We start from the raw sequence: 10,262 nt of genomic DNA, 5'->3' as shown, positions 1-10,262 counted from the left end.
GTCCCGCCTCACGCCCCCCGCGGAACTCGGCCCGCCCCGGACGCTCCCGCCTCACGCCCGCCGGCGCGCCGCCTCGTACAGCACCACGCCCGCCGCGACGCCCGCGTTCAGCGACTCGGCGCCGCCCGGCATCGGGATCCGTACCAGGAAGTCGCACGTCTCCCCGACCAGTCGCGACAGGCCCCGGCCCTCGCTGCCGACCACGATCACCACCGGTCCGCCGAGCGCCTCCAGTTCGCCGACCTCGGCCTCGCCGTCCGCCGCAAGACCGACGACCACCAGTCCGGCCTTCCGGTACGACTCCAGGGCGCGGGTGAGGTTGGTGGCGCGGGCGACGGGCGTACGGGCCGCCGTGCCGGCCGAGGACTTCCACGCGCCCGCGGACATCCCGGCCGCGCGCCGCTCCGGTACGACGACGCCGTGCCCGCCGAAGGCGGAGACCGAGCGGACGACGGCGCCCAGGTTGCGCGGGTCGGTGACCCCGTCGAGCGCGACGATCAACGGGTCCTCGCCGTCGTCCAGCGCCGCCGTCGCGAGGTCCTCGGGGTGGGCGTATTCGTACGGCGGGACCTGGAGGACGAGGCCCTGGTGGTTCAGCCCGTTCGTCATCCGGTCCAGCTCGGGCTTGGGGGCCTCCATCAGGTGGATGCCGCCGCGGTCGGCCGCGAGCTGGAGCGCCTCGCGGACCCGCTCGTCGTTGTCGATGAACTGCTGGACGTACAGCGTCGTCGCCGGTACGCCGTCCCGCAGCGCCTCGAAGACCGGGTTGCGGCCGACGACCATCTCGCTGGTGCCCTTGCCGCCGCGCCGGGCGACCTGGCGCCGTGCGGTCTGCCGGGCCTTGGCGTTGGCGGCGCGGTTCTGGGCGTGGCCCTTGCGGGCGGACGCGGGCGGGGTGGGGCCCTTGCCCTCGAGCCCGCGGCGCCGCTTGCCACCGCTGCCGACCTGCGCGCCCTTCTTGTTGGACGTGCGGCGGTTCCTGCGCTGGCTGTTCCCGGCCATGACCTACCTGTTTCGTTGCTTGCGCGTCGCCCGCGCTGCTTCAGAGTGCTTCGGATTCAGTGCTTCCGGAGAGTGCCTCGGATCCTGTGCGTCCGGACGCTTCGGAGCGTGCTTCGGAGTGTACGTACGCCGGAGCGCCGCCGGTACGCCAGTGTGCCGCCCGGGGCCTCCGGGCGGCACATCGGTGCAGGTCAGCGCGGTCCCAGTGTCCAGCGCGGGCCCGAGGGACCGTCCTCGATGACAAGTCCGGTCTGCTGGAGCTGGTCCCGGATGGCGTCCGCCGTGCCCCAGTCCTTGCGCGTCCGCGCGGCCTCGCGCTGCTCCAGAACGAGCCGTACGAGGGTGTCGACGACGCCGTGCAGGTCCTCACCGCGGTCGGCCTCGCCGGCCCAGTGCGGGTCGAGCGGGTCCAGGCCGAGGACGCCGAGCATGGCCCGTACCTCCGCGAGCCGGGCGACGGCCGCTTCCTTGTCGTCGGCGGCGAGCGCGGAGTTGCCCTGCCGGACGGTGGTGTGGACGACCGCGAGCGCCTGCGGTACGCCGAGATCGTCGTCCATGGCCTCGGCGAAGGCCGGCGGCACCTCACCGGCGGGCTCGACGACTCCCCCGGCCTTCTCCACCACGCGCTGTACGAATCCCTCGATGCGCGCGAACGCCGACTCGGCCTCGCGCAGCGCCTCCTCGCTGTACTCGATCATCGATCGGTAGTGCGGGGTGCCGAGGTAGTAGCGCAGCACGATGGGGCGCCAGTGCTTGACCATCTCGGAGACGAGCACCGAGTTGCCGAGCGACTTGGACATCTTCTCGCCGCTCATGGTGACCCAGGCGTTGTGCACCCAGTACCGCGCGAACTCGTCCCCGTACGCCTTGGCCTGCGCGATCTCGTTCTCGTGGTGCGGGAAGATCAGGTCGATCCCGCCGCCGTGGATGTCGAAGGCGCTGCCCAGGTACTTGTGGGCCATCGCCGAGCACTCCAGGTGCCAGCCGGGCCGGCCGCGCCCCCAGGGGGTCTCCCAGCTCGGCTCGCCGGGCTTGGCGGCCTTCCACATGGCGAAGTCGCGCTGGTCGCGCTTGCCGGTCTCGCCCTCGCCGGAGGGCTGGCGCAGATCGTCCAGGTCCTGGTTGGACAGTTCCAGGTACTGCGGGAAGGACCGGACGTCGAAGTAGACATTGCCGTCCGACACATAGGCGTGACCGCGCTCGATCAGACCGCGCATCATCTCGACCATCTCGGTGATGTGGCCGGTGGCGCGGGGCTCGTAGCTGGGGGGCAGGCAGCCGAGGACGTCGTAGCCGGCGTTGAAGGCGCGCTCGTTCTCGTACCCGATGGACCACCAGGGGCGCCCCTGGGCGGCGGACTTGGTGATGATCTTGTCGTCGATGTCCGTGACGTTCCGTACGAACGTCACGTCGTAGCCACGGTAGTCGAACCAGCGGCGCATGATGTCGAAGTTCAGTCCCGACCTGATGTGCCCGATGTGCGGGGCGGCCTGCACGGTGGCGCCACACAGGTAGATCGAGACACAGCCCGGCGTGAGCGGGATGAAATCACGGATCTGCCGGGCGCCGGTGTCGTACAGCCGAATAGTCACGCGACAAGGGTAGTGCGCCAGGGGTAGTGCCCCGCGACCCTTTGGGCCACGGGGACACAGAAGCGTGACGTTCATACCCGCCCGGCAAAGTCTTCGGCGGAATTTCGCGGCGTTTGGGACGTTTGATCCGATCGGGTCGGGTGGCCGGTCTCCGACTGGTTCGGATACGCCCGCTGCCTCGGATACGCCAGCTCGTTCAGATACGCCCGACGATCTTGCGCGGGGTGATACGGACGACCACCCGCTCGGCGTCGTCCTTGGACGCCGGGTTGAACTCCGCGTACGGCTTGCCGGTGTACTTGAGCGACAGCTCGTTGATCAGCTCCTGGCCGCCCTCGGTGGTCAGGGTCGCGGAGCCGCGGATCTCCGCGTAGAGGTACGGCGCGTCCTCGGGCCGTGCGACGACCGACACCCGGGGGTCGCGGCGCAGGTTCTGCTCCTTGCGGCGGCCGATGGTGGTCGAGACGAGGAGATCGTCCCCGTCGCGCTTCACCCAGACCGGCGAGACCTGGGGGCTGCCGTCGGGCTGGACGGTCGCGATGTCGACGAAGACGGGTCCGTCGAGGAGTTCCTTGAGCTTCTCGGAGAGTGCGGCTGTCATGACTGCCTTCCTGCTTCCTGAGTTCCTGATGCTGACGGTGTTGCCGATGCTGACGCTGTTGCCGATACCCGGACAGGGGCCGGGCAGGGCCGGGCAGGGTCCGGGAACTGCTGAGACTACGGCTGTACGAATCCCGCTGACGCTCTCTCAACCCGTGTCCCGCGCCTGGCATTTCCGTCAGCCGCCACGGATCACCAGCGCCGTCGCGATCGCGGCCAGCCCCTCCCCGCGGCCCGTGAAGCCGAGCCCGTCGGAGGTGGCGGCGGAGACCGCGACCGGGGCGCCGACGGCCTCGGTGAGCACCTTCTGAGCCTCGTCCCTCCGTTTCCCGATCTTCGGCCTGAGACCGACGACCTGCACGGCGACATTGCCGATCGTGAAGCCCGCCTCACGCACGATTCTGGCCGCCTCCGTAAGGAGGGTGAGTCCGGAGGCACCGGACCACTCCGGACGGCCGGTGCCGAAGTGCGCGCCGAGGTCGCCGAGACCGGCGGCCGAGAAGAGCGCGTTGCAGGCGGCGTGGGCGACGACATCCGCGTCGGAGTGACCGGCCAGACCAGGTCCCTCGCCTTCCCAGAGCAGCCCGGCGCACCAGAGCGGGCGGCCCTCCTCGAAGGCGTGGATATCGGTCCCGATGCCCACGAGGGGCAGGAGTACGGGCACGGGCGCGGCGGGCACGGACGCGGGCGCGGCGGCGGGCACGGGCACTGGCTCTGTGGGCACGGGCGCAGGCCCTGTGGGCGCAGGCGCGGCGGGCACGGGCGCGGCGGGCTCGGAAGCCTGCTGGGCCACGGGGGCCCGCTCGCCCGAAGTCTGCTCAGAAGCCATCGTTCGCCCTCCTCCGCGCGAGAACCGCCTCCGCCAGCACCAGATCCAGCGGCCGGGTCACCTTGAACGCCTCCTCGTGTCCTGGCACGACCACCACCGGCGCGCCGAGCCGCTCGACCATACCGGCGCAGTCCGTCGCGCCCTCGCCGACCGCGGCCACCGTCTCGTGCGCGCGCTGGAGGGTGGCCCGGTCGAAGCCCTGCGGGGTCTGTACGGCGCGCAGCAGCGCCCGCTCGGGTGTCGCGACGACCGGTTCCGGCTCGCCCTTCTCGCGCGGTTCGACCTGTTTGACGGTGTCCGAGAGCGGCAGCGCGGGCACCACGGCCGGCGCTCCGTCCCGTACCGCCTCGACGACGGCGTCCACGGTGTCGACGGGTACGAGCGGGCGCGCCGCGTCATGGACCAGTACGGCGGTGATCGAATCGGGCAGGGCCTCGATCCCGAGCCGTACGGACTCCTGGCGGGTCTCGCCGCCGGGCACGACGAGATAGTCGGTGCGCTGGGGCAGGGCGTGCTCGTCGAGGAGGTGTTTCACCTCGGCGGCGCCGTCGGGCGGGGCCACCACCACAACGAGCGAGACGGCACGCGAGGCGGCCATCGCGCGGACGGCGTGGATGAGCATCGGTGTGCCGCCCAGCGCGCGGAGCGCCTTGGGGGCTCCGGGGCCGAGCCGTACGCCCCGGCCTGCCGCGGGGATGACGGCGGCGGTGCGGTGGGGGCGGGCTTCGTCTGACATCGGTTGGACTCCGGCAGGTTTGTTTCCTCGGCCGACATGGGTATGGCCACAGCGTGCCGGGCGCGACGCCTTGACCGGACCCTTCCGTGACACACGGTCGAGACGGATCGCGCCGGCTGCCCCGGGCCCGGCCTCCGCGGGTCCGCCCGGGCATGGCGCGTTCCCCGGGCGGCGGCCCGGTGAAGTCCCCGGCGCGGCGCGTAAAGCCCCCGCAGGTGTGCGTGGACCTGATGTCGTACGAGGTGCGGGTGTACGGACATTGCGGGTTCAAGGAAACTACGGGTGTACGGACATGCCGCGGCGCCCGGCGACACAGCATTTCCCTCAAGGCTGGTCAGCGGGCACCACGGCATTCACTGCGACTGCGTGGGACGGCATGCGCGTACGGCATGCGAGCGGCGCTGCGGGCACAGCAGCGTCACATCCTGGGTTCAGGACGCGAGGACCTCGTCGAGCAGAGCCTCGGCCTTGTCTTCGTTCGTGTTCTCCGCGAGAGCCAGCTCGCTGACAAGAATCTGTCGCGCCTTGGCGAGCATGCGCTTCTCACCTGCGGAAAGTCCACGCTCACGCTCGCGGCGCCAGAGGTCGCGCACCACTTCAGCGACCTTGATGACATCGCCGGAGGCGAGCTTCTCGAGATTTGCCTTGTAACGACGGGACCAGTTCGTCGGCTCTTCTGCGTATGGTGCGCGGAGCACCTCGAAGACCCGGTCCAGCCCGTCCTGACCGACCACATCGCGCACGCCGACGAACTCCGCATTGTCCGCCGGTACACGCACTGTCAAGTCGCCCTGGGCGACCTTGAGCACCAAGTAGGTCTTGTCCACGCCTTTGATCTGGCGAGTTTCGATGGCCTCGATCAGCGCGGCCCCGTGATGGGGATAGACCACGGTGTCGCCAACCTTGAACGTCATGTGACAGGTACCCCTTCCGTGGCTATCCAGGGTAACACGAGAATGGCATCTTCTGAATGGCGTTTTCGCAGGTCAGGACGGTTCTCGGGGCTTGACAAGCGCACCGGGAACGTGCTGCGGACAGCTTCCGGAAGCGGGTATTCGCAGGTCGGAGCGGCTGCGCGGGCGCACGGAAACGCGCCGGTTACGCCCCGCACAACACCCCTGCACGAGGATGAACGTCCCGATTTGCCGGATTTAAGGCCTCGAACTTCCCGTAGTCCGTTCGGATGTCGATCACTCGTGCGGATCGAAGGCGGATCGAAGTGCGAGAGATTCTGAATTTGATCACGCCGGGCCCACGGCACGGTATTCGCGGGGAATGTACGGCGCCCGGAGGAATTGATCACCGGCATTATGTGAACGGCACGCTAAACAGCGGGATCGGGAGGGATATCGGATACGGAATCCGGGCCTCTGGACCGCTGCCCGGGGCGGCGCCGTGCCGGGCGCCGTGCTGGGCGGTGCGGCTGGAGGCGGGTCGGGTGCGGGGCCTCCGTGACGGCTCGGTAGCCTGGGGCTTCCGAAACACGCCCTTGGGCCGCCGAACGCCTGCCTGCCCATTCCGTCCGTACGTCCTAGGAGTTGCCGCCGCCGTGAGCCGCAGCCTTCGACGCGGCGTCCTCGCCGCCTCCGCCCTCGTGTTCTCGCTTGCCCCGCTCACCGCGTGCGGCGCCGGCAACAACGCGCAGACGCTTGGCGTCAAGCCGGACAATGCCGCCACCTCCGTCGGTGACATCTCCATCCAGAACGCCACGGTGATCACCCAGCCGGCGGCCGACGCGGAGGGTCCCGCCGTCGTCACCGGCACGGTCTTCAACAACGGCAGGAGCGCGCAGACCCTCGACGCGATCAAGCTGCCCGGCACCAGCGCCAGTGTGACGCTCTCGCCCGCCGAGGGGTCGGGGCCGGTGACCGTACCGGCCGGCGGCTCCGTGCAGCTCGGCGGCAAGGGCAACGCCTCCGCCGTGATCGAGAACGGGCGCGAGGCCGCGAAGGACGGCGACGCCCAGCAGGTCGTCTTCACCTTCAGCGAGACCGGCGACATCGGTCTGCGCGCGTTCGTCTTCCCGTCCGACACCTACTACAAGGACGTCGGCCCGAGCGCGCTGCCGTCGCCCTCGGTCTCGCCGTCCGGCGGCCCTTCGGGCACCCCGGCCGGTTCGCCTTCCGGGTCGCCCTCGGACTCCCCGTCGGACTCGCCCTCGGGGAGCCAGTCCGGCGAGGCCGGCGAGACGGGAACGCCGGCCGGGTCCGCGCTGGAGTCCGGTTCGGACTCCAGCGGGCACTGAGCAGCACCGCACAACGCCCGACAGGCCGCACGTACAAACTGGGTACAGCACTGCCACGTACAACAGCGCTGTGGCGCCCCGCCCGGGAAGAAGTCGGGCAGGGCGCCACAGCGCTGCGGCTTTCAGCACTACGGGCGACGCCGTATACGCGCGTCGCCGTGTGTCCGGGCGACGCGCCGTACGGGGTGGCGCGCCGTACGGGATGACGCGCGCCGTACGCGACGGCGCGCTCCGGCCGGGGCCGCGGCCCGGGCCGGTCTACGGCTCGAACTTGTAGCCCAGGCCCCGCACCGTCACCAGATACCGCGGCGCTCCCGGATCCGGCTCGATCTTCGCGCGCAGCCGCTTGACGTGGACGTCGAGCGTCTTGGTGTCGCCGACGTAGTCCGCGCCCCAGACCCGGTCGATGAGCTGCATCCGGGTCAGCACACGGCCCGCGTTGCGCAGCAGCATCTCCAGCAGGTCGAACTCCTTGAGCGGCAGATCGACCTTGCCGCCGGAGACCGTCACCACATGCCGGTCCACATCCATCCGGACCGGGCCCGCCTCCAGCGCGGCCGGCGTGACCTCCTCCGGCTCGCCCCTGCGGCGCAGCACCGCGCGGATACGGGCGACCAGTTCCCGCGAGGAGAAGGGCTTGGTCACATAGTCGTCGGCCCCTATTTCCAGGCCGACGACCTTGTCGATCTCGCTGTCCTTGGCGGTGACCATGATCACCGGGACATTGGATCTGCCGCGGAGCTGGCGGCAGACCTCGGTGCCCGGCAGGCCGGGCAGCATCAGGTCGAGCAGGACGAGGTCGGCGCCGTTGCGTTCGAACTCGTCGAGCCCCGCGGGCCCGGTGGTCGCGATCGCGACCTCGAAGCCTTCCTTGCGGAGCATGTAGGAAAGGGCGTCGCTGAAGGATTCCTCATCCTCGACGACGAGCACTCGGGTCACGGAAGGACCTCCGGGGCAGGAATCACGGTCGGGGGATCAGCCAGCTCGAGGCTGGGGTCGCTGTCGGTATCGGTGTCTGTGTCTCTGTCGTACGGAGACAGGTCGTCTTCCGGGGACCGGTCGTCTTCGTCCGGGCCGGTGGACCGCCTCCGGTCCCGTACGGCTCCCGCCTCGGGCAGCCGCAGGGTGAAGGTGGAGCCCTGGCCCTCCGAGCTCCATACGGTGACCTCCCCGCCGTGCGAGGCGGCCACATGTTTGACGATGGCGAGGCCGAGCCCCGTACCACCGGTTGCCCGGGAGCGGGCCGGGTCGACACGGTAGAACCGTTCGAAGATCCGCTCCCGGTCCTTCTCCGAGATGCCTATGCCCTGATCGGTCACGGCTATCTCGATCAGGTCCCCGCCGGTGGCGGAGACGCGGTGCGCGGCGATACCGACGCGCGTGCGGGCCGGAGAGTAGTTGACGGCGTTCTCGACGAGATTGCCGAGGGCCGCGGCGAGCTGGCCGCGATTGCCCCACACATGGAGGTGGACGGTGCCGCCCGCCGCCATGGTGATCTGTTTGGTGGACGCCGCGTGCCGGGACCTGTCGATGGCCTCGGCGACGAGTTCGTCCACGCGTACGGGCTCGGCGTCCTCCAGCGGGTCGTCGTTCTGCACCCGGGAGAGGTCGATCAGCTCCTGTACGAGATTGGTGAGCCGGGTCGCCTCGATCTGCATGCGCCCGGCGAAGCGGGTGACGGCCTCGGGGTCGTCGGAGGCGTCCATGACGGCCTCGGAGAGCAGCGAGAGCGCCCCGGTGGGGGTCTTCAGCTCGTGGCTGACATTCGCCACGAAATCCCGTCGTACGGCTTCGATACGACGGGCCTCGGTGAGGTCCTCGACCAGCAGCAGCACCAGCCGGGAGCCGAGCGGGGCCACCCGGGCGGAGACCGCGAGCGCCTCGCCCCGGCCCGTACCGCGCCTCGGAAGGTCCAGCTCCACTTGCCTTATCTCGCCGTCCCGCCGGGTGTCGCGCGCCATGTGCAGCATCGGTTCGACGGCGAGCTTGCCGCCCCTGACCAGGCCCAGCGCATACGCCGCGGAACTGGCCTTGACCACGGAGTCGCTCTCGTCGAGGACGACGGCGGAGGAGCGGAGTACGGAGAGCACGGTGTCCACGCCGGGAGGCAGCACGGCGTCGGTGTGCAGGGACGTACGGGTGGGCCGCGTCTGGTCGCGTTCGCTCCAGCGAAACGCCAGCATGGCGATCACGCCGGTGCAGACACCGGCGATCGCTGCCAATGCGGCGACCGCCGCGTTCACGTCCATGCGACCAGCGTATGCGGGCCCCAGGACACTCTCCCAGCCGTCCGGGTGTCTCCTCCGACACTCGTCGCCCAGAGTTCATGGAGGGGATAGTGCCGGTTCATTTGCGGGGGAGGCGCCCGACGCGTTCCGGCCGGAGCGTGGGACCGTGGGGGCCGCGGCTTCCGGTCAAGTCCCCGGCTCAGCGGCCCTGGCTACTGGCGGGGGCCTACGGGCGGGGGCGTCCGGACGCCACGAAACGCCGAGGCACACCGAGGCGGGGAAGGGTAGCCGAGGAACGTCAAGGCGAAGCCGGGAAAAAACACCAAGAGAGGGACAACCCCATGCGGGACGCGTACCACGAGGAACTGGATTCGATCGGCGAGGACCTGGTCGAGATGGCCCGGCTGGTCGGTTCCGCCATCGGCCGTGCCACCACGGCCATGCTCGACGCCGATCTCAAGCTCGCCGAGAGCGTGATCGCCGCCGACCAGCGGGTCGACGACCTCCAGCACGACCTGGAGGCCAGGGCCATCGCGCTGCTGGCGCGGCAGCAGCCGGTCGCGACCGACCTGCGGATCGTGGTCACCTCGCTGCGGATGAGCGCCGACCTGGAGCGCTCGGGCGACCTGGCGCAGCATGTCGCCAAGCTGGCCCGCCTCCGCTTCCCCTCCTCGCCCGTGCCGCACGACCTGCACGCGACGCTGCTGGAGATGGGGCAGCTCGCGCAGCGTCTGATGGCGAAGACGGCCGAGGTCATCATCACCAAGGATGTCGACCTGGCGCTCCAGCTCGAACAGGACGACGACGAGATGGACCTGCTGCACCGGACGCTGTTCCAGCACCTGATGGACGACCGGTGGAAGCACGGCATCGAGACGGCGGTCGATGTGACGCTGCTCGGCCGCTACTACGAGCGCTTCGCGGACCACGCGGTGGCGGTCGCGAACCGGGTGGTCTACCTGGTGACGGGCGAGCACGCGGACGAGATCCAGCCGGCGGAGACGCCGGTGGAGGGGGCGTAGGGGGAGGG

The 10,262-nt window shown here is 70.3% G+C and carries 10 protein-coding genes; 2 read left to right on the top strand and 8 right to left on the bottom strand.

Going from position 1 to position 10,262, the window contains the following annotated elements:
- Positions 1 to 51 precede the first annotated feature (51 nt).
- From rlmB to WH07_RS09800, 6 genes are all read right to left on the bottom strand, one after another.
- Positions 52 to 1,002, bottom strand: coding sequence for a 23S rRNA (guanosine(2251)-2'-O)-methyltransferase RlmB (gene rlmB, locus WH07_RS09825; RefSeq protein WP_046498103.1), 951 nt, complete (start codon positions 1,000 to 1,002; stop codon positions 52 to 54).
- A 191-nt stretch (positions 1,003 to 1,193) separates the two neighbouring features.
- The gene (cysS, locus tag WH07_RS09820; protein WP_046498101.1) at positions 1,194 to 2,594 is read right to left on the bottom strand and encodes a cysteine--tRNA ligase; all 1,401 of its coding nucleotides are present in this window, start codon (positions 2,592 to 2,594) and stop codon (positions 1,194 to 1,196) included.
- Between the two features lie 196 nt (positions 2,595 to 2,790).
- Positions 2,791 to 3,195: a PPOX class F420-dependent oxidoreductase gene (locus WH07_RS09815; protein WP_046498098.1), complete on the bottom strand. Its 405-nt coding sequence runs from the start codon at positions 3,193 to 3,195 to the stop codon at positions 2,791 to 2,793.
- A 177-nt stretch (positions 3,196 to 3,372) separates the two neighbouring features.
- Positions 3,373 to 3,918 carry a 2-C-methyl-D-erythritol 2,4-cyclodiphosphate synthase gene (gene ispF, locus WH07_RS09810; RefSeq protein ID WP_408645825.1) on the bottom strand — a complete coding sequence of 182 codons (546 nt, stop codon included), beginning with the start codon at positions 3,916 to 3,918 and terminating at the stop codon, positions 3,373 to 3,375.
- Between the two features lie 94 nt (positions 3,919 to 4,012).
- Entirely contained in the window at positions 4,013 to 4,759 is a 747-nt protein-coding gene (gene ispD / locus WH07_RS09805; protein WP_046498093.1) for a 2-C-methyl-D-erythritol 4-phosphate cytidylyltransferase, read from the bottom strand.
- 431 nt (positions 4,760 to 5,190) lie between these two features.
- Complete coding sequence (locus WH07_RS09800; RefSeq protein WP_003953493.1) at positions 5,191 to 5,673, bottom strand: CarD family transcriptional regulator; 483 nt, start codon at positions 5,671 to 5,673, stop codon at positions 5,191 to 5,193.
- 635 nt (positions 5,674 to 6,308) lie between these two features.
- Here WH07_RS09800 and WH07_RS09795 point away from each other — a divergent pair.
- Positions 6,309 to 7,004, top strand: coding sequence for a hypothetical protein (locus WH07_RS09795; protein WP_046498014.1), 696 nt, complete (start codon positions 6,309 to 6,311; stop codon positions 7,002 to 7,004).
- Positions 7,005 to 7,262: 258 nt separating this feature from the next.
- Here WH07_RS09795 and WH07_RS09790 read toward each other — a convergent pair whose 3' ends face one another.
- The gene (locus WH07_RS09790; protein WP_046498012.1) at positions 7,263 to 7,943 is read right to left on the bottom strand and encodes a response regulator transcription factor; all 681 of its coding nucleotides are present in this window, start codon (positions 7,941 to 7,943) and stop codon (positions 7,263 to 7,265) included.
- Complete coding sequence (locus tag WH07_RS09785) at positions 7,940 to 9,253, bottom strand: sensor histidine kinase (protein WP_046498009.1); 1,314 nt, start codon at positions 9,251 to 9,253, stop codon at positions 7,940 to 7,942. Before WH07_RS09785 ends, WH07_RS09790 begins: the two co-directional genes overlap by 4 nt.
- Positions 9,254 to 9,573: 320 nt before the next feature.
- On the opposite strand from WH07_RS09785, the gene phoU reads away from it, so the two are divergent.
- Complete coding sequence (phoU, locus tag WH07_RS09780) at positions 9,574 to 10,254, top strand: phosphate signaling complex protein PhoU (RefSeq protein WP_046498006.1); 681 nt, start codon at positions 9,574 to 9,576, stop codon at positions 10,252 to 10,254.
- Positions 10,255 to 10,262 lie beyond the last annotated feature (8 nt).

Source organism: Streptomyces odonnellii (genome assembly GCF_000981895.1).
GTDB lineage: Bacteria > Actinomycetota > Actinomycetes > Streptomycetales > Streptomycetaceae > Streptomyces > Streptomyces odonnellii.
This window is presented reverse-complemented; position numbering and strand designations above follow the sequence as displayed.

Excerpts from the sequence above, each read along its gene's own strand:
- WH07_RS09785 (WP_046498009.1), bottom strand. The coding sequence starts at position 9,253 with ATGGACGTGAACGCGGCGGTCGCCGCATTGGCAGCGATCGCCGGTGTC.
- WH07_RS09800 (WP_003953493.1), bottom strand. The coding sequence starts at position 5,673 with ATGACGTTCAAGGTTGGCGACACCGTGGTCTATCCCCATCACGGGGCC.
- WH07_RS09815 (WP_046498098.1), bottom strand. The coding sequence starts at position 3,195 with ATGACAGCCGCACTCTCCGAGAAGCTCAAGGAACTCCTCGACGGACCC.
- phoU (WP_046498006.1), top strand. The coding sequence starts at position 9,574 with ATGCGGGACGCGTACCACGAGGAACTGGATTCGATCGGCGAGGACCTG.
- rlmB (WP_046498103.1), bottom strand. The coding sequence starts at position 1,002 with ATGGCCGGGAACAGCCAGCGCAGGAACCGCCGCACGTCCAACAAGAAG.
- ispD (WP_046498093.1), bottom strand. The coding sequence starts at position 4,759 with ATGTCAGACGAAGCCCGCCCCCACCGCACCGCCGCCGTCATCCCCGCG.